Here is an 18,929-nt window from a genome sequence, read left to right on the forward strand (position 1 = left end):
TCAAGAATAAAAATCCCCCTAAATTTCAAATTTAGGGGGATTTATTTATATCTAAGAAATGCTTAATTTATAAGAATACAATGAGTAAAATTACACCTAATACCACTCGATACCAAGCAAATACTCTTAAAGTATGTCTTTCAACAAATTTTACCAAAGCTTTTACAACTAAAAGTGCTGCAATAAATGCTGCGACAAATCCAACTGAAATATTCACTAAATTATCAGAAGTGAGCACATCTGCATTGCGAATCAAATCATAAGTTGCTGCGCCGAGCATCGTTGGCATGGCAAGGAAGAATGAGAACTCTGTTGCAGCTTTACGTGATAAGCCTGCTAACATTCCACCAATAATGGTTGCACCTGAACGTGAAGTTCCCGGAATCATTGCGACACATTGAGCGAATCCAACAATAATAGCTTGTTTAATCGAAATGTCGGTTGCTTCAATGGTTTTGGGTTCAAATTTTCTTGCTTCTACTGCAAAAATGATTAATCCACCAATAATCAGTGCGCAGGCAACAACAAGAGGGCTAAAAAGTACTTGTTTAATAAAATCAACAGCCAAGACTCCGATGACCACTGCTGGAATAAACGCTAACAAGACATTGATAGTAAAACGTCGTGCATGTAAATCGCCAGAGAAAAAGCTTTTAACCAGTTCTACAATTTTTTGTCGATACAACCAACAGACGGCTAAAATCGCACCAAGTTGGATCACCACTTCAAAAACTCGACCACCATCTGAGTGAAAATCGATTAAATGTCCAAAAAGAATTAAATGGCCAGTACTCGAAATAGGTAAAAACTCAGTTAACCCTTCGATTAAACCCAAAAATAAGGCTTTGAGAAGCTCTAAATTTTCCATAAATTAAACAATTGATTGGTTATAAAAATTTGAACCATTTTTAATGCATTTCAATATTTTTTAGAAATGGAAAATTGTAATTTTTTACATTTGCGACAAAAAAGGAATACGAGCGGTTAGAAATCATCTCGTTCATTCAAATGGTGGTTATTATTTACAACTCAATATACGTTTCACTGCCTTCTTTTAGAAAATGTGATGACAGATGAGAAGTGTAATGTTGGAAGAATTACAGCCGAGATTTAAAAAATTATTGGGATGGTCATACCAGACGATAACCTGTGATTTGAACAGGGTAAACATTGAAAAATAGTTTCAAGTCATTTTTTGATCTTTCACGTTCAAAGTAACTCGATAAGTAGCATGAACAGATTGGTAAAATTAACTGAACAGTATGTTATAATTTGTAATATGTGATCGAAAAAGACCGTAATAAAGCGTTCTTAATATAAAAGCTGCCTAACCGCAGCTTTTTTAATTCAAATCGTTTTTTATCGGAAATGTTATTTTGGTACGTTTATTGAATGTTTTGTTCACGCTAAATTTGGACGTGCATCATTTTCTAAATGAACTAGATTTTATCAACGAATAGCTCAAACTCGATAGGGGCTCAGCAATGACAAATCCAAATCCTTCAGCGGGTTTGCTTGAACGCTTATTTAAATTAAGCGAGAACAAAACAACGTTTAGAACCGAAATACTTGCGGGTTTAACGACATTTTTAACGATGTGTTACATCATTATTGTAAACCCTTTGATCTTGTCTGAAACAGGAATGGATCATGGTGCTGTATTTGTAGCAACCTGTTTGGCTGCTGCAATCGGTTGTTTTGTAATGGGGATTATCGCAAATTATCCTATTGCGCTTGCACCAGGTATGGGTTTAAACGCTTATTTTACTTATTCTGTATGTTTAGGCATGGGCGTTCCTTGGCAAACTGCTTTGGCTGCTGTATTCGTTTCGGGTTTGATTTTCATCGCGATCAGTATGTTTAAGATTCGTGAAGCGATTGTGAATGCGATCCCAATGTCTTTGAAATTTGCAATCGGTGGCGGAATTGGTTTATTCCTAGCCCTGATCGCACTGAAAAATTCGGGTATTATTGTTGCAAATCAAGCCACTTTAGTAGGCTTGGGGGATTTGAAACAACCAACAGTTTTGTTGACTTTACTCGGTTTTACCATGATTGTTGTGATGCATCATTTTAAAATCCGTGGTGCAATTATCATTAGTATTCTAGTGATTACGGGTATTGCAACGGCAATGGGTTTGAATGAATTTAAAGGCGTTGTTGGTACAATTCCTTCAATTGCACCTACATTCTTACAGATGAACTTTGAAGGTTTGTTTACTGCAAGTTTAGTCGGTGTGATTTTTGTCTTCTTCCTTGTCGATTTATTCGACTCTACAGGTACGCTTGTAGGGGTTTCGCATCGTGCAGGTTTGCTCAAAGATGGTAAATTACCACGCTTGAAAAAAGCATTATTTGCTGACTCAACTGCGATTGTTGCAGGTGCTGCTTTAGGTACATCTTCAACGACTCCTTATATTGAATCATCTGCTGGTGTTGCTGCTGGTGGTCGTACTGGTTTAACTGCTGTTGTTGTTGGTGTGCTCTTTATTGCATGTTTATTCCTTGCGCCATTAGCGCAATCGGTACCTGGTTTTGCAACCGCTCCAGCATTGTTATTTGTTGGTGTGTTGATGATTCAAGGCATTACCAATATTGATTGGGATGACATTACAGAAGCTGTTCCTGCATTTTTAACCATTGTATTCATGCCATTTACATACTCAATTGCAGATGGTATCGCAATGGGCTTTATTAGCTATGCAGTGATAAAATTATTTACGGGTAAAGCGAAGACTGTTCCGTATATGGTTTGGATTATTGCCTTGCTTTGGGTGATTAAATTCATCGCATTTGGTGGATAATTTCTCCGATTCAAGAAAGGGTGTAAACTCAGTTTGCACCCTTTTTTATTTAAGATGATTAAAGAATTTTAGTTTGAATGAAGTTATTGAACTGATAAATAAGTTTTTGACTTTCGATTTTTGAGGATAGAACATGAATAGAAATGAACTCATACGTGCTTTACCAAAAGCAGAATTGCATGTGCATATTGAAGGGACGTTTGAGCCAGAACTCATGTTTGCCATTGCTCAACGTAACCAGATTGATATTCCCTATAAATCTGTAGAAGAAGTGAAACAAGCGTATAACTTCCATAATTTACAGTCTTTTCTTGATATTTATTATGCAGGTGCCAATGTACTTGTACATGAACAAGACTTTTATGACTTGGCTTGGGCGTATTTTGAGAAATGTGCTGAAGACAAAGTTGTGCACACAGAAATGTTTTTTGACCCGCAAACCCATACAGATCGTGGTGTTGCATTTGCAACGGTGATCAATGGTTTACAGCGTGCTTGTGATGATGCTGAAACAAAATTGGGCATAACCTCACGTCTGATTATGTGTTTCTTACGCCATTTAAGCGAAGAAGCAGCATTCGAAACATTAGCGCAAGCGATGCCATATAAAGACCAAATTATTGGCGTGGGGCTTGATTCAAGTGAAGTGGGGCATCCACCTGCTAAATTCGAACGTGTATTTGCCAAAGCACGAGAAGCTGGCTTTTTAGTGGTTGCACATGCAGGTGAAGAAGGGCCAGCTGAATATGTGTGGGAAGCATTGGATTTATTGAAAGTGAACCGTATTGACCACGGTGTACGTTCAGAAGAAGATCCTAAACTCATGCAACGCTTAATTGCTGAAAAAATGCCTTTGACCGTTTGCCCACTGAGTAATTTAAAACTGTGCGTGGTTGATGATATGGCACAGCATAATATTCAGAGATTATTAAAACAGGGCGTTCACGTGACCGTGAATTCAGATGACCCATCATATTTTGGTGGTTATATGAATGATAATTTCTTTGCAATTGCAGATGCACTTGATTTAAACAATGATGAGCTAAAGCAATTGGCTAAAAATTCATTTGAAGCTTCATTTATTTCGAATGAAGAAAAGCAAAAATGGAACAATCAAATTGATGCATTGGTTTAGATAACGATTTATTCTCCGTTATTCTAAAGTGACAATGATAAAGCAGTGTTCATACACTGCTTTTTTAATGAGGACAATATGTTAAAACGCTTGCTTATTTTACTTTTTGTATTGTTAATCATAGGCGTTGTGATATTCGCTTATACAGGAAATCAAAAACAATCTACGGTACAAAGAATACTGAAACCAGTAATTGAGTTGCAGTGTGGTAATGAATTGAAAGCCTCTAAACTTTGGCAAGCTTCTGCTTTATTTTTATCAACGGAACAACAGAATCATGCACAAGAAAAAGTTTGTGAATGTGTCAGTGAAAATGCATTAAACGATGTGCCTACTCAAGATTTGCTGATGGCGACAGTCAATAAAAATGCGAAGAATGAATTAGTACAGCAGGCACTTATAAATAGTTTAAAGGGCTGCGTACAAGAAGTATTGAAATAATGCGAATGGATTTGAGAATAGCATCTTAAATAGAAATCAATAAATATGAACGTCTGAATGGGTGATGTTTTATTTAGTTCGTATTTTATTTATTTTCAGTTTTAGTCTTACTATATTTTTTGCTAAAAGAATTTCTAAGCTGGAAAATTTGCATATTTCCTAAACGAAAAGGAAATATGCAACCTGAATTGATCAGAGTAAATTAATCGGATTGGCGAGTCATGCTTCTAAGCACATTATCTTTATCAACAAAATGATGTTTAAGTGCAGCTAAGATATGTCCAACTAAAAGCAAACCAGCAGCCCAAGATAAGTAAATGTGAATTGGTTTCACAATATCTGTTAGGTCAGGATTGTCTTGAATCATTCTTGGAATTTCAAATAGATAGAGTACAGGTACAGGATGACCGGCGCTCCAACTGAATAAACAACCTGAAATCGGTAATGCCAAGAGCATAAAATAAAGCCCCAAATGTCCTAAATGAGCCAAAAACTTCATCATCGGTGACATGGTTTCAGGTAGCTCAGGTGCAGGATGGGTATAGCGCCAAAAAATACGGATAATCACAAGAAAGATAATCACAGATGCAATATTCTTATGCAGTGTAATCACATCACCTTTATAACTACCGTCAACATCGTAACTTAGAAAATTCCCACTATAAAAACCGATAATCCATGCTGCAATGAAAATAACAGCCATGACCCAATGTAACCATTGCGCAGTTTTGGTGTAATATTTTGATTTTTGCGACATTTTATGCGCACCTTAAATATATTTATCAATATCATATCCATTTTTTAGCTGACGATCATCGTTAAAAATTCAACGTATTGTTTTATATTTGCAACGCAAGATATTCAAAAACATAAAAATACTCGATGATGATTCAATAATTATTCAAGAAAGGGCGATTACATGATTATTTAAAATTTAGGTTTAAACTAAGTCATAGTTTAGGCAAAATACTCGCACTTCATATTATGAAAAGGAAAAACGTGTGAATAAATTATTCGCTGCTGTTGCTTTAATCAGCTTAGGTTTAACGGCTTGCGTAACAACAGATTCAACTGGCACTGCTGCAAGTACCACAACTCAACAATTGGGTATGGTTGCGATGAAAGTTGCAATCAATGCAAAATGTACGACAGAATTGAATAGTCTTCCTGCTTGGAAAACTGCAACTCGCGTAATGACAGATGAGCAAAAAACCAATGTTCAAGGTCAAATTTGTGGTTGTGTAAGTGAAAAAGCACCGCAAAGTGTGACTGCAGTTGATTTAGCTACAGCAGCAATTGACCCACAAGCACGTGCAACTATCGTTTCAAATGTTGTAACTAAAACAATTAATGAATGTGTTGCTGAAGCAATCAAATAAGTTGATGTGAAATCAAGAAGCTGGGGCAATCCGAGCTTCTTTTACTGAATTTTTTGTACTTTCTTGAATTTATCTTTTATATTAATTTGAACTATAAAAATCGAAGCATCGTCTATTTTACAACAAGGGTGATATCCGTATGAAAAATGATAAATTAATACTTAGTTTGCTTGGGGTTGTCATGCTTACAGCTTGTGTATCAAATCCTTTATCTGGTTCTGAGTCAGATGGATTTTCCGTGATTAAGATGGCGTCACATAGCAAATGTATGAATGAAATTGAAAATAATCCAACATGGATGTTAAGTAGCAAACTTTTATCTGAAGATCAAAAACATAAGAAAAAACGTCAAGTATGTAACTGTGTAGGAGAAAATTCACCGAAGGTGTTGTCTAAAGAACAATTGGCATTAGCGGCAATTGATCCGAAAGCGAAAGAAACTTATGCAGCTTTGGCAACTACAAAAACAACAGCCGTTTGTGCCTCTGAAATGTTAAACTAAGATCAAGAGATTGTTATTAAACTTTTAGAATGGCTGTTGATCAGTCATTTTTTATGAGAGTAGAAAATGTTAATTGCTGGTGTAGACGAAGCGGGTAGAGGGCCATTGGTTGGTTCAGTTGTAGCTGCTGCTGTGATTTTAGATCCTAATAATCCAATAGAAGGTTTGAACGATTCAAAAAAACTCACTGAAAAAAAACGTGAAAAACTGTTTATTGAAATTCAAGAAAAAGCGTTGGCTTGGGCTATTGCAGAAGCCAGCCATGAAGAAATTGATGAGATCAATATATTACAAGCGTCTTTATTGGCAATGCGTCGTGCGGTAGAAAAATTAAAAGTTCAACCTGAGCATGTCCTTGTTGATGGTAATAAAGTGCCACAAGGTCTTGTGATGAGTTGTGATGCGGTGGTCGGTGGAGATGCATTGCATGCTGAAATCAGTGCTGCAAGTATTCTTGCCAAAGTAACGCGTGATTATGAAATGGTGGCTTTAGATTTACAGTATCCGCAATATGGTTTTGCTAAACATAAAGGCTATCCGACTAAAGCACATTTTGAAGCGATTGAGCAGCATGGCGTAATCGATCAACATCGTCGTAGTTATGCACCCGTCAAGAAAGCTTTGGGCATTGATTAATTATAAATTGTTGAAATCCATAAAAATTTAAAGCGGCCTCAAGAGCCGCTTTATTTTGCAAAAAGACTATAACCTTAACGATTATAGTTGTTTTGCACTGTATTATCATCTTCAAAAGAAGGCTGATAATCTTGATCGATGTGTTGAAGATGTTCGTGCATAGCGCGTTCATGTTGAATTCGTTGATAGATTTCTTCACGATGAACAGATACTTCTTTTGGTGCATTCACACCAATACGCACTTGATTACCTTTGACACCAAGTACAGTTACACTGACTTGATCCCCAATCATTAATGTTTCTCCGACACGACGGGTCAGAATCAGCATGTTTATCTCCTTGCTTAAACGCTAAACCTGCGATGAATTTCAATATACGAAAAACAAACCTCGATAGCAGAGCCAATTTTAACAGAAAAATGTGACAAAATTTTCACTTTAGCACGCACTGTTGAAAATTCTTCTTAAACCTCATGGTCTAATATAACAGAGCCACTATAGTAAAAACTATAGTGGCTCTGGTTTTTTATCAAGTGAAATAGTGAAATACTTAATCTTTTAGATTAAATATTAAGCATGCGCACTTGATTCGCCATGTTCACGGTCTAAACCGAAAGCAGTGTGTAGAGAACGTACAGCAAGCTCTAAATAATTTTCTTCAATAATCACTGAAATTTTAATTTCAGATGTTGAAATCATTAGAATATTGATCCCTTCATCTGCAAGTGCTGTAAACATTTTACTCGCAACACCCGCATGTGAGCGCATGCCTACACCAACGATAGACACTTTAACGATATCATCGCGAGTTGCAACTTCACGTGCGCCAATTGCACGAGCAGTTTCTTCTAGGATTGTCGTGGCTTTTTTAAGCTCACCACGGTTGACTGTAAATGTGAAGTCAGTCGTACCATCTTCTTCTACATTTTGGATAATCATATCGACTTCGACATTTGCTGCGCCGATCGGAGATAAGATTTTAGAAGCGATACCTGGTTCATCAGGTACACCTAAAATTGTTAATTTAGCTTCGTCACGGTTAAATGCGATACCTGAAATAATTGGCTGTTCCATACTGTCTTCCGCTTCTGTAGTGATTAGTGTCCCGACATTCTTTTTGAAATGTTCGTCGAATGCGCCATCATTGTCATTATCAAAACTTGATAATACGCGTAAAGGCACTTGGTATTTCCCTGCAAATTCAACAGAACGAATTTGTAGAACTTTAGAACCAAGAGATGCCATTTCAAGCATTTCTTCAAATGAAATGCGGTCAACTTTTTTCGCTTTAGGTGCAACACGAGGGTCAGTGGTATATACGCCATCAACATCTGTATAAATCTGACATTCATCCGCTTTTAGTGCAGCAGCAAGTGCAACACCTGAAGTATCAGAACCACCACGACCTAAAGTTGTGGTATTGCCATCAGCATCAAAGCCTTGGAAGCCTGCAACAACAATAACACGACCTGCATCTAAATGATCTGTCATGACGTCGGTGTCAATCGATTCGATACGGGCTTTGGTAAATGCGTTGTCAGTTTTGATACCCACTTGGCGACCTGTTAGCGATTTTGCTTCAACACCAATTGAGTTAAGCGCCATAGCTAACATTGAAATCGTTACCTGTTCACCGGTAGACACCATTTGGTCTAATTCACGAGGATCAGGAGTTTCGGTAATGGCTTTCGCTAAAGCCAATAAGCGGTTAGTTTCACCACTCATTGCTGATACAACCACTACAACCTTGTGGCCGTGGTCATGCCAACGCTTTACACGACGAGCAACATTTAAAATGCGCTCGGGAGTACCCATAGAGGTACCGCCATATTTTTGAACGATTAATGCCATAGTTGTTCCATATAAGCCATGACCCTAATTGGCATTAGGGTCAGTTACACAAAAGGTGAAGTTTTATTTTTGAGCAAGCCAAGCAGTTAAATCTGCCATCACTTGATCAAACTTCTCGTTTAGTGGCGCGCCACCTTGTGCTAAGTCAGGTTTACCACCACCTTTACCACCTAACTCGGTTGCTAAGTGTTTGATGATGTCACCTGCTTTTAGATTTGCAGTAAAATCTTTCGCTACAGATGCGATTAAGCTGACTTTGTCACCTTCAACACCTGCAAGCACGATGACTGCATTTTCTAATTTAGATTTGACACTGTCATGAAGATGGCGAACAGATTTCGCATCTTGTCCTTGAACTGTGGCAATAAGTGTTTGGCGACCTGCAATCTCTTGAACTTGACCAATTAAGTCTGTTGCTTGGAAGTTCGCCAATTTTTGATTCAATTGCTCAATGTGTTTTTGTAATTGATGTGCTGTTTCAACTGTTGCTTCGACTTTTTCAACAGTTTGGTCTTTTTGAGCTTTCAGTAAATCATTGATATAAAGAATATCTGCATCAGCTTTTTGAACGACTTCAAGTGCTTTCGTACCTGTAACAGCTTCGATACGACGTACACCTGCTGCAACACCACTTTCTGAAGTAATTTTGAATAAACCAATATCACCTGTGCGTTTTACATGGATACCACCACAAAGCTCAATTGAGAAATTCTTCTCATCTTTGAGTGAACCCATAGAAAGGACACGTACTTCATCACCGTATTTTTCACCGAACAACATCATTGCGCCTTTTGCTTTTGCAGCTTCGATGTCTAAGAGTTCAGTAGAAACAGCTGTATTGGCAATCACTTCTCCATTCACAATGCGTTCAACTTGTTGTAGTTGTTCGAAAGTAACAGGCTGATCATTGGCAAAGTCAAAACGTAAAATGTCTGAAGCAACCAATGAACCTTTTTGTTGTACATGTTCGCCTAATACTTGACGTAAAGCTGCATGTAAAAGGTGAGTAGCAGAGTGGTTACGTGCAGTTGCTTCACGCAAATCAGCTTTAACAATCGCTTCAACGCTTTGAGTCGCTTTTAAGCTACCCATTGTCACGATACCTTGGTGTACAAAAGCACCACCAGATTTTTTAGTATCTTGAACTTCAAAAATACCTGTATCGTTTTTGAAAATACCTGTATCACCGATTTGACCACCACTTTCAGCATAGAAAGGGGTTTGGTTTAATACAATCAGTGCTTCATCGCCTTCAACGACTTCGTCAACTTGTTCGCCATCTTTATAGATCGCAACAATTTGACCTTGACCTTGAGTTGCAGCATAGCCATCAAATTGAGTTTCGCCATCAACTTTGACGATGCTGTTGTAATCAACAGCAAATTTACCCGCATCACGTGCACGTTGACGTTGAGCAGCCATTTCAACTTCGAAACCAGCTTCGTCAATTTCTAATTCACGTTCACGTGCAATATCAGCCGTTAAATCAGTTGGGAAACCATAAGTATCATAAAGTTTAAAGACTGTTTCACCTGGAATGATTTTGCCTTTCAAGTTCGCCAATTCACCTTCAAGCAATTTCAAACCTTGCTCTAGTGTTTTAGCAAATAGTTCTTCTTCACGAATTAAAGCATTTTCAATTACCTGACGACGTTCAATCAATTCAGGATAAGCTTGACTCATAACATCGATTAATGGTTGCAACATTTTGTAGAAGAATGTGCCTGTTGCGCCCATTTTATTGCCATGACGAACTGCACGACGGATGATACGACGTAACACATAGCCACGACCTTCATTTGATGGGTTTACGCCATCAGCAATCAAGAAACAGCATGAACGAGCATGGTCAGCAACAACTTTAAGTGAAGCAGGGTATTCAACAGCTTGATTATTTGCTTGTGCATCAGCTTCAGCTTGGCTCATGTCTACGCCGATAATTTCAGCAGCAGATTTGAGCAGGTGTTGGAACAAGTCAATATCATAGTTTGAATTAACATGTTGCATCACAGCAGAAATACGTTCCAAGCCCATACCTGTATCTACAGAGGGTGCTGGAAGTGAATGAAGCACGCCATCAGCAGTACGGTTGAACTGCATGAAAACGTTGTTCCAAATCTCGATAAAGCGGTCGCCATCTTCTTCAGGTGTACCCGGTAAACCACCCCAAATGTGGTCGCCATGGTCAAAGAAGATTTCTGAGCAAGGTCCACAAGGACCTGTGTCACCCATTGTCCAGAAGTTATCTGATTCGTATTTTTCGCCTTTATCACCAATACGGATGATATGACTTGCATCCAGACCAATGTCTTTGTTCCAAATGTCAAAAGCTTCATCATCTGTATGATAAACAGTGGCATATAATTTATCTTTAGGGAGCGCTAACCATTCATCACCGGTTAGAAATTCCCAAGCAAATTTGATTGCATCACGTTTGAAGTAATCACCAAAAGAGAAGTTACCTAACATTTCAAAGAAAGTATGGTGACGTGCGGTATAACCAACGTTGTCTAAATCGTTGTGTTTACCACCTGCACGTACAACTTTTTGTGAAGATGTTGCACGAACATAGTTACGCTTTTCCAAGCCAAGGAAGCAATCTTTAAATTGGTTCATTCCGGCGTTGGCGAAAAGCAAAGTAGGATCGTTGGCAGGTACAAGTGAACTCGACGCGACACGTGTATGTCCTTGCGATTCAAAGTAACGCAAAAAAGCTTCACGTATTTCAGCAGTTGTCATAATACGAGTACTCACAACCAAGTCACTCCTTAATTTTCATATTGGCTAAAAGTGTGTTGCTGAGTCTGATTTTTCTGCTCAGTGTTCACACAGGCTTAATTTTTTAAAACGCCAAAGTATAACGGAAAATAGCACCCGCACCAATGATTTTAAGGTGAATTATTGGTTTTCTATGTAATTTAAGTTTCATGGAAACTTGGGTTTAGGTTCAGTATTTTAAAATTGTAAATGTTTTGTCATTACAATCTAATATTCAGTTTTAAATTGAATTGATATCAAAGAAATATTGAGCTTGTCTATTCATATTATTTACACCATTGATGATAAAAATTTGTATCCATGAAGCATCATTCAAAAACAAATATTTGCTGTTATTTTTTTGATAAATATTCGCCGTAAAGCCTAGAAATCCGATAACATATAATGCTGAAATCTATTGTTTCAACTTTAAGGATAACTGATGCAACGTGTGGCGATTAACGGATTCGGTAGAATCGGGCGAAATGTATTAAGAGCTTGGTTTGAAAATCCGAAAAACTTCCATTTTGAAATCGTTGCGATCAATGATATTGCAGATGTTGAAACCTTAGTACACTTATTTAAATACGACACTACACATGGTCGTTTTGACGGTGCAGTTGATATTGTTCAAGAAAATGAACATATTTACATGGTCATCGATGCACGTCAGACCAAACTTAAAGTTCAAATTTTAAGACAAGCTGATCCAGCACTATTGCCTTGGGCAGAATTAAAAATCGATGTGGTTTTAGAATGTACTGGTTTATTTCGCTCAAGAGAGGCAGCAACGCAGCACCTTATAGCAGGGGCGAAGCGCGTCATTATTGGTGCTGCACCATTTGATACTGTCGATGCAGCGATTGTTTATGGTGTAAACCACTATGAGCTAAAAGAAACTGATCAAATCATTTCTAGTGTGTCCTGTACCACGCAAGCGCTTGTCCCATTGGTTAAAATTATTGATGATGCTTTTGGTATAGATACGGCTTTAATGACGGAAATTCATGCTGTCACAGCAGATCAATCGGTTTTAGATCATGCGCATCGTGATTTACGCCGTGCACGGGCTTCTGGTCAAAATATTATTCCAACGACGTCTTCTGCACTGGGCGCATTGAAGCAAGTGATGCCAAAGATGGAGAATCGTATTGATGGTTATTCCATTCGTGTTCCGACCATCAATGTTGCAGCGATTGATTTAACCTTTATTTCAAAATCACCGATTACCAGTCATTTAATCAATCAAACTTTAATTCAAGCCGCAAAATATGATTATGCTGAAATCATGTCAGTCACGGATGAAGCTTTGGTTTCAAGTGATTTTAATCATTCGCCGTATTCATTAATTGTCGACTTGGCTCAAACAATGGTTGTGGGGAATCAAGCCAAAGTATTTGCTTGGTATGATAATGAATGGGGCTATGCAAACCGTTTACTCGATTTATGTGAATTATTTAATTCATAATGGTTGGTTATTTAATTTTTTTATTTAAGAGTGAGTTCTATATAAAAATTCTTTTTAAATTTTGGGCTTGTTGATTTTAGACCCATTGATTTTAGAAGAATTTGATTATTATTTTATTGAACAATAACGTATTGTACTGTAGTAGCAAGTTTTTATTTTTTGGGGAATGCAATGATATTTATAATTACAGGAATCGTGTTCCTTTACTTGGCAGTGATGTTCATCATTTGGCAAATAGGAAAGCTTTCTAAGGATAATCAGGAGCTTTTAACGATTCAGCAAGACCAAGAACAGCATATCAACTCGCAAGAAGAACACCTTAAGCAAACTTTGCAAATTATGCAGGATTTAGCCAAAAAAATGCATATACAGCAAGAGGTGATTGATAAAACTACAGCACGTATGGCTCAAGTTGAATTACAAAATGCGGAATTGATTCGTCTATTGCAACAGAATTTGTCTAATAAATGATTTATTTTTAAGAATTGTCGTATCTGACTTAGACGCATATCGTAAGTTTCAAATCAGTCATTTGAATAAGATTTCAGGGATTCAAAATGTAAAAACTTAAATACCTTTACAGAAAATTAAGCATACGACAACCTTGCCTTTAGGTTAAACTTTTTTAATTAATGTTAATATTATTCAAGTTGAGTCAAATACTGTGTAGGTACATGTTCAACTAACCAAACTCCATTTTCAGCTTGATAAAATTGATAGCCATTTTGTTGCATTTTTTGGGTATTAATATTGAAAATCACAACTTTTCCGTGTCGCTGTCCAACTTTATAAGCTGTATCTAGATATTCAGATAAATGAACATGATGGCGTTCACCTGCGATTAAGCCATTTTTTAAAATACTCTCTACAAAGCGGGTAGCTGTACCATGGTAAAGAGGATGCGGTGGCATTTTCTCTATATATTCACGTTGTACTTGCTTGTTTGAATGACCTTGTACTGCACGAATTTTATTTTGATCTTCTGAAAGTTGAAAGCGCTTTTTATCGTTCGTTTCAACTACTTCAATTAGTTGCTCTCGTGTCAATTCGCTTTGATGTTGAGCCATTTGTTGCAACAGAATATTTATATCTGTCCAGCCTTCTGAATCCAGTATAATTCCGATTGTTTCAGGTTGATGTCTAAGTACGAGACTTAGGAATTTGCTACGTTTATTTAATGTTTTTTCTAAATTTTTCATTTTTAAATATCTATTGAATATATTGATTTAAGTTAAAGTTGAGCTTCTATAGCTCTTACTACACTATCCACTGAGTATTGCCCCCATTCAGAAAGTTGCTCTATAAAATGATTGATTGCATGACTATCAAAATGTGTAACCAACATATAACAAGCAGAACCACAGACTTTATAGCAACTTTCAATTGAATCAAATTGAGCGATAAATGCTTCAAACTTTTCAAAATCATTATTTTGCATCATGACACGGATGAATTGTGTCGATTGGTGCTCTAAGGTAATTGTATATTTCTGAATTGTGCCTTCGTCTTGCATTCGAGCAATACGACTTCCTACAGCCTGACCTGTACGGTGAACTAATTTTCCGATCTCTTTATTGCTCAAGCGAGAATCAGTTTTCAGTATTTTTAAGATTTTTAGATCAATCGGGTCATTTGGTAACATAGTGAATTGAACAAATTTTCAGTTTGAAAGTGTCTAGGCAATTATTCTTTCATGAGCGACTGCAAATCGCTAGCTGTTTTGATTAATCTTATAAAAATATCAACGCAACAGTAATCAACACAACAGTGAGAGAAAGAATATGAGCAAAACTGCATTATTAGTCATAGATGTACAAAATGATTATTTTCCTCAAGGGAAGATGGAATTGTTCCGTGCCGAGCAGGCTTTAATACACGTTAATCAATTGGAAGATGCTTTTATAAAGAATAATCAACCGATTATTTATATCCAACATATTGCCAATCAAGCTAATGCACCTTTTTTTGAGGCAGGTACAGAGGGTGTGGCGTTGCATTCAGGGTTGCGTATACAAGCGGATTCAAACGTGATTGAAAAGCATTATCCCAATAGCTTTTTTCAAACGACTTTAAAAGCAGAATTAGAGCAGTTGGGTGTAGAGAAATTGGTGATTAGTGGCATGATGACGCACATGTGTGTTGATGCTACATCACGTGCTGCAGCTGAACTCGGCTATCAACCGACGATCATTGCGGAAGCTACAGCTACTCGTCAATTGAGCTATGCTGATAGAACAGTTCAAGCAGAAGATGTACAAACAGCTTGTTTATCCGCATTTCAAATGTTTTCACAAGTCGTGAGTATTGATGACTATTTAAAACGCTAATCTAAGCATTAAAATAGGTAAAACTTAAAATAGCCAAAACAAAAGGGAAGTCGGTTTATTTACTTCCCTTTAAATTTAAATAAAGCTTTATTCTTCGTTTAGAAAGCCTTCTTTAATTTTTTCAGGCAAACCTGTATGCCACCATGTGTAAATCGAAGCTTTAATTTCTTCATCTTCTTCAGGATCATTAAATGGTTCATCGTCTTCACGAATCAGTTCATCACCTTCAAATTTAAACCAAAACTCCCACGGGTCATCGTCACCGCAACCCCATGCTTGGGTATGAATATCTGCAAGTAAAGCTTTTAAGAACAGTAAAATAGCCTCAATGAATTCATCGCCAGATGAGCCGTGAACAAAATGAGCAATAGAAAAGCCTTCAATAGACTGAATTGTTTCTGGACCAAGATCGAATTCGACATTGTCTACACTGTCTAAGAGGTCTGATGCAAGTTCCTGACCATGCTCAGGATTTAGTGTTATTGCAGCGGCAATAAACTTATCTTTATCGCCCTGATGTTGTTTAAATAGACGATTTAAATCAGCCATGACTTTTGAGTCAGGATGCTTGTAATATAGATTGCTGTGCATTTCCATTAAAATTCCCCAGAATGTTTGTTGTGGTTTGAATATTTGTATGTATTTTTTGAGTGTCAAAAGTATAAATTTAAAAGTTAAAATATCAATTTAAATCTTTGTAATAAAATGATTTAGATTGAAATAAGCAGGGCGTTACTGGACGTTGTTGATGCTATTTTGTCGTAAGTTTTGTGATTTGGTGAAAATATGTGTAATGCCTCATATTTTTCCCTATGCAAAAGTCATTTTATTAATGCACAGCGGAAATGAACGTGGTAAACTAAGAGAAATCGGGTGTGCTCCCGATTTTTTTATGCGGATTTGGTCCGCGCAGACAGGATTTAGGTTTACAACATGCCCATTTCAGAGACATGGTTATTACCTGATGGTGTAGCTGATGTATTACCAGAGCAAGCGCAAATTATTGAAAATTTGCGCCGTGAAGCTTTAGATTTCCTCGCAACTCGAGGTTATCAGTTGGTGTACACGCCATTTATCGAATACATCGAATCGCTTTCTTCTCTTTCCGAATCGAATCAAGATTTAGACTTAGCCACTTTCAAAGTCATCGACCAACTTTCAGGTCGTTTACTTGGTGTGCGTGCCGATATGACACCGCAAGTGGCACGTATCGATGCTCATGTACATCCAGTACAAGGCGTGGCGCGTTACTGTTATGCAGGAACCGTACTTCATACTAAACCTCAGGGTTTTAATACCACTCGTGCACCATTACAGTTAGGTGCAGAATTATTTGGTTCAAATAGTATCGATGCAGACGTTGAAATGATTGACGTGATGCTAGGTTTGCTTGAGACCGCAGGTTTAGTTGATTCTGTACATTTAGACTTAGGGCATGTCGGTTTATTTAGAAGTTTGGTTAAGCATGCAGGTTTAACCAAAGATACAGAAAATCAACTTTCTGATTTATATCAACGTAAAGCATTACCTGAACTGGCTGAATTTACACAAGAATTGAAATTTGGTTCAGATTTCTATGCTTTAGGTCGCTATGCAAGTGATTTAACCGCATTACAAACAAATTTAAGCGCTGATATTTTAGCTGATGAAGCATTCAAGCAAGCATTTGATGTCTTGACCACGACACAAGCTGAAATTCAGGCACGTTGGCCGAATTTACATATTGGTATTGATGTTGTTGAACTTCGTTCATACCACTATCACACAGGTTTAACTTACGCTGTATATGCACCCAACCGTGCTGCACCACTTGCTTTAGGTGGTCGTTATGATGGTATTGGGGAGCATTTTGGTCGTGCACGTCCTGCAACAGGATTTAGTTGTGACCTTTATGCACTCAGCGCAGGTCAATCTAAACAGATTGAAAAAGTTGTAGCACCTAAAGGCACTGATGCAGCTTTACTGGCTGCAATTGCAACGGCACGTAGTCAAGGTTTAAGTGTAATACAGTTATTGGGTAATGACGATTTTAACTCTATTCCAAATGCAACACACCAAATGGTATGGGTTGCAGGCGAATGGAAGATCGAAAAAATTTAATCGCTAGGCATCAATGTTTATATCGTTGATGTGTGGTTTTCAATTTTAACAGCATGATGTAATGAGGCTATTATGGGCAAGAATGTTGTGGTACTTGGTACCCAATGGGGCGACGAAGGTAAAGGTAAAATCGTTGACCTGCTCACAGATCAAGCGAAAGCGGTTGTTCGTTATCAAGGTGGACATAACGCAGGTCATACGCTCGTCGTTGGTGGTAAGAAAACAGTTCTTCACCTCATTCCATCTGGTATTTTACGTGAAAACGTACTGTGCTTAATTGGTAATGGTGTTGTACTTTCACCTGAAGCATTGATTAAAGAGATGGATATCCTTGAGAAAGAAGGCGTTCCAGTACGTGAACGTTTACGTATTTCTCCAAACTGTCCTTTGATTCTTCCGCACCATATTGCACTTGACCAAGCACGTGAAATTAAACGTGGCAATGCTAAGATTGGTACAACGGGTCGTGGTATCGGTCCTGCTTATGAAGATAAAGTGGCACGTCGTGCGATTCGTGTTGCGGACTTGGTACGTGGTGGTGATCATCTTAAAGCACAACTTGAAGAATTGCTTGAATACCATAACTTCCAATTGACTCAATTCTTTGGTGTTGAGCCAGTTAAAGTTGAAGATGTGCTTGCACTCTGTGATCAGTGGCGTGAAGTTGTTGCTCCATTGGTGATTGATGTCATCGCTGAGCTTCATAACTACCGTAAAAATGGCGAAAACATCATGTTTGAAGGGGCACAAGGCTCACTTCTTGATGTTGATCATGGTACATATCCGTATGTTACTTCGTCGAATACAACAGCTGGTGGCGTAAGCTCTGGTTCAGGTCTTGGTCCATTGCATCTTGATTATGTATTGGGTATTACTAAAGCCTATACAACACGTGTTGGTGCAGGTCCATTCCCAACTGAATTGGTTTACGATGCTGCGAACGATGTTGGTGATGCTATTGGTAAGCATCTTGGAACTGTAGGTTCTGAGTTTGGTGCTTCTACTGGTCGTCAGCGCCGTTGTGGTTGGTTCGATGCAGAAATTTTACGTCGTTCTGTAGATGTAAACTCACTTTCAGGTATTTGCTTAACTAAACTTGATGTTTTAGATGGTTTAGAAGAAGTGAAAATCTGTGTAGGTTATGAAGCTGCGGATTCTGGTTGCACAGGTTCAACAGATGCACTTGCATTTGAAACTTTAAAACCAATTTATGAAACTATGCCAGGTTGGTCTGAATCTACTTTTGGTGCTAAATCACTTGATCAATTGCCACAAAATGCAATTAATTATGTGAAGCGTATCGAGCAATTGATTGAATGTCCAATTGACATTATTTCAACTGGTCCAGATCGTGATGAAACAATTGTATTGCGTCATCCATTCGATGCTTAATCTTTAGATTAACATTGTCAGAAAGCCTCGTATTTACGGGGCTTTTTGTTAGATGAATAAATTAGATAAATAAAATAGAGAATATTAGAATTTAAACTATTTTTGATTCAATATAGAAATATTTTAAAGCTATTTAGA

General features: G+C 37.6%; 19 protein-coding genes and 1 pseudogene. 12 read left to right on the forward strand and 8 right to left on the reverse strand.

Annotated elements, in window-relative coordinates; translation table 11 throughout:
* Positions 1-67 precede the first annotated feature (67 nt).
* Positions 68-868 (reverse strand): undecaprenyl-diphosphate phosphatase, encoded by an 801-nt coding sequence (locus tag GGG_RS0100745; protein ID WP_010111248.1) that lies wholly within the window; start codon positions 866-868, stop codon positions 68-70.
* 616 nt (positions 869-1,484) lie between these two features.
* On the opposite strand from GGG_RS0100745, the gene GGG_RS0100750 reads away from it, so the two are divergent.
* From GGG_RS0100750 to GGG_RS0100760, 3 genes are all read left to right on the forward strand, one after another.
* On the forward strand, positions 1,485-2,804 hold the full coding sequence (locus tag GGG_RS0100750; protein ID WP_029574377.1) for an NCS2 family permease: 1,320 nt from the start codon (positions 1,485-1,487) through the stop codon (positions 2,802-2,804).
* 133 nt (positions 2,805-2,937) lie between these two features.
* Positions 2,938-3,939, forward strand: coding sequence for an adenosine deaminase (locus GGG_RS0100755; protein WP_010111252.1), 1,002 nt, complete (start codon positions 2,938-2,940; stop codon positions 3,937-3,939).
* A 78-nt stretch (positions 3,940-4,017) separates the two neighbouring features.
* Complete coding sequence (locus GGG_RS0100760; RefSeq protein ID WP_010111254.1) at positions 4,018-4,380, forward strand: hypothetical protein; 363 nt, start codon at positions 4,018-4,020, stop codon at positions 4,378-4,380.
* A 202-nt stretch (positions 4,381-4,582) separates the two neighbouring features.
* Here GGG_RS0100760 and GGG_RS0100765 read toward each other — a convergent pair whose 3' ends face one another.
* Complete coding sequence (locus GGG_RS0100765) at positions 4,583-5,137, reverse strand: cytochrome b (RefSeq protein WP_010111256.1); 555 nt, start codon at positions 5,135-5,137, stop codon at positions 4,583-4,585.
* A gap of 244 nt (positions 5,138-5,381) precedes the next feature.
* Here GGG_RS0100765 and GGG_RS0100770 point away from each other — a divergent pair, with 244 nt between their 5' ends.
* The 3 genes from GGG_RS0100770 to rnhB all read left to right on the forward strand — a co-directional run bounded on the left by GGG_RS0100770 (position 5,382) and on the right by rnhB (position 6,897).
* A complete protein-coding gene (locus tag GGG_RS0100770; protein ID WP_010111258.1) occupies positions 5,382-5,759 on the forward strand; it encodes a hypothetical protein in 378 nt (125 codons plus the stop codon).
* A gap of 181 nt (positions 5,760-5,940) precedes the next feature.
* The gene (locus GGG_RS0100775; RefSeq protein WP_227500471.1) at positions 5,941-6,261 is read left to right on the forward strand and encodes a hypothetical protein; all 321 of its coding nucleotides are present in this window, start codon (positions 5,941-5,943) and stop codon (positions 6,259-6,261) included.
* A gap of 66 nt (positions 6,262-6,327) precedes the next feature.
* Positions 6,328-6,897 (forward strand): ribonuclease HII, encoded by a 570-nt coding sequence (rnhB, locus tag GGG_RS0100780; protein ID WP_010111262.1) that lies wholly within the window; start codon positions 6,328-6,330, stop codon positions 6,895-6,897.
* Between the two features lie 74 nt (positions 6,898-6,971).
* On the opposite strand, the gene csrA is transcribed toward rnhB, so the two are convergent.
* From csrA to alaS, 3 genes are all read right to left on the reverse strand, one after another.
* A complete protein-coding gene (csrA, locus tag GGG_RS0100785) occupies positions 6,972-7,226 on the reverse strand; it encodes a carbon storage regulator CsrA (RefSeq protein WP_010111264.1) in 255 nt (84 codons plus the stop codon).
* 240 nt (positions 7,227-7,466) lie between these two features.
* Positions 7,467-8,747, reverse strand: a complete 1,281-nt coding sequence (locus tag GGG_RS0100790) for an aspartate kinase (protein ID WP_010111266.1) — start codon at positions 8,745-8,747, stop codon at positions 7,467-7,469.
* A 63-nt stretch (positions 8,748-8,810) separates the two neighbouring features.
* Positions 8,811-11,501, reverse strand: a complete 2,691-nt coding sequence (gene alaS / locus GGG_RS0100795) for an alanine--tRNA ligase (protein WP_171057627.1) — start codon at positions 11,499-11,501, stop codon at positions 8,811-8,813.
* A 445-nt stretch (positions 11,502-11,946) separates the two neighbouring features.
* Between alaS and GGG_RS0100800 the strand changes: the two genes are divergently transcribed.
* The 3 genes and pseudogenes from GGG_RS0100800 to GGG_RS20545 all read left to right on the forward strand — a co-directional run.
* Positions 11,947-12,972, forward strand: coding sequence for a type I glyceraldehyde-3-phosphate dehydrogenase (locus tag GGG_RS0100800; RefSeq protein ID WP_010111269.1), 1,026 nt, complete (start codon positions 11,947-11,949; stop codon positions 12,970-12,972).
* A 171-nt stretch (positions 12,973-13,143) separates the two neighbouring features.
* Positions 13,144-13,443 carry a hypothetical protein gene (locus tag GGG_RS0100805; RefSeq protein WP_010111271.1) on the forward strand — a complete coding sequence of 100 codons (300 nt, stop codon included), beginning with the start codon at positions 13,144-13,146 and terminating at the stop codon, positions 13,441-13,443.
* Positions 13,442-13,543, forward strand: a pseudogene (locus GGG_RS20545) (Lrp/AsnC ligand binding domain-containing protein); the annotation flags it as partial. The gene GGG_RS0100805 and the pseudogene GGG_RS20545, both read left to right, overlap by 2 nt.
* Positions 13,544-13,613: 70 nt before the next feature.
* Here GGG_RS20545 and GGG_RS0100810 read toward each other — a convergent pair.
* Together GGG_RS0100810 and GGG_RS0100815 are read right to left on the reverse strand one after the other, a co-directional pair.
* Positions 13,614-14,171, reverse strand: a complete 558-nt coding sequence (locus GGG_RS0100810) for an RNA 2'-phosphotransferase (protein ID WP_010111273.1) — start codon at positions 14,169-14,171, stop codon at positions 13,614-13,616.
* A 32-nt stretch (positions 14,172-14,203) separates the two neighbouring features.
* The gene (locus GGG_RS0100815; RefSeq protein ID WP_010111275.1) at positions 14,204-14,614 is read right to left on the reverse strand and encodes an Lrp/AsnC family transcriptional regulator; all 411 of its coding nucleotides are present in this window, start codon (positions 14,612-14,614) and stop codon (positions 14,204-14,206) included.
* A 139-nt stretch (positions 14,615-14,753) separates the two neighbouring features.
* Here GGG_RS0100815 and GGG_RS0100820 point away from each other — a divergent pair, with 139 nt between their 5' ends.
* Positions 14,754-15,299, forward strand: a complete 546-nt coding sequence (locus GGG_RS0100820; RefSeq protein WP_010111276.1) for a cysteine hydrolase family protein — start codon at positions 14,754-14,756, stop codon at positions 15,297-15,299.
* Between the two features lie 87 nt (positions 15,300-15,386).
* On the opposite strand, the gene GGG_RS0100825 is transcribed toward GGG_RS0100820, so the two are convergent.
* The gene (locus GGG_RS0100825) at positions 15,387-15,896 is read right to left on the reverse strand and encodes a hypothetical protein (protein ID WP_010111278.1); all 510 of its coding nucleotides are present in this window, start codon (positions 15,894-15,896) and stop codon (positions 15,387-15,389) included.
* A gap of 336 nt (positions 15,897-16,232) precedes the next feature.
* On the opposite strand from GGG_RS0100825, the gene GGG_RS0100830 reads away from it, so the two are divergent.
* Positions 16,233-17,399, forward strand: coding sequence for an ATP phosphoribosyltransferase regulatory subunit (locus tag GGG_RS0100830; protein ID WP_010111280.1), 1,167 nt, complete (start codon positions 16,233-16,235; stop codon positions 17,397-17,399).
* Between the two features lie 72 nt (positions 17,400-17,471).
* Positions 17,472-18,791, forward strand: coding sequence for an adenylosuccinate synthase (locus GGG_RS0100835; protein ID WP_010111281.1), 1,320 nt, complete (start codon positions 17,472-17,474; stop codon positions 18,789-18,791).
* Positions 18,792-18,929 lie beyond the last annotated feature (138 nt).

The sequence above is a fragment of the Acinetobacter sp. P8-3-8 genome (assembly GCF_000214135.1).
Classification (GTDB): domain Bacteria; phylum Pseudomonadota; class Gammaproteobacteria; order Pseudomonadales; family Moraxellaceae; genus Acinetobacter.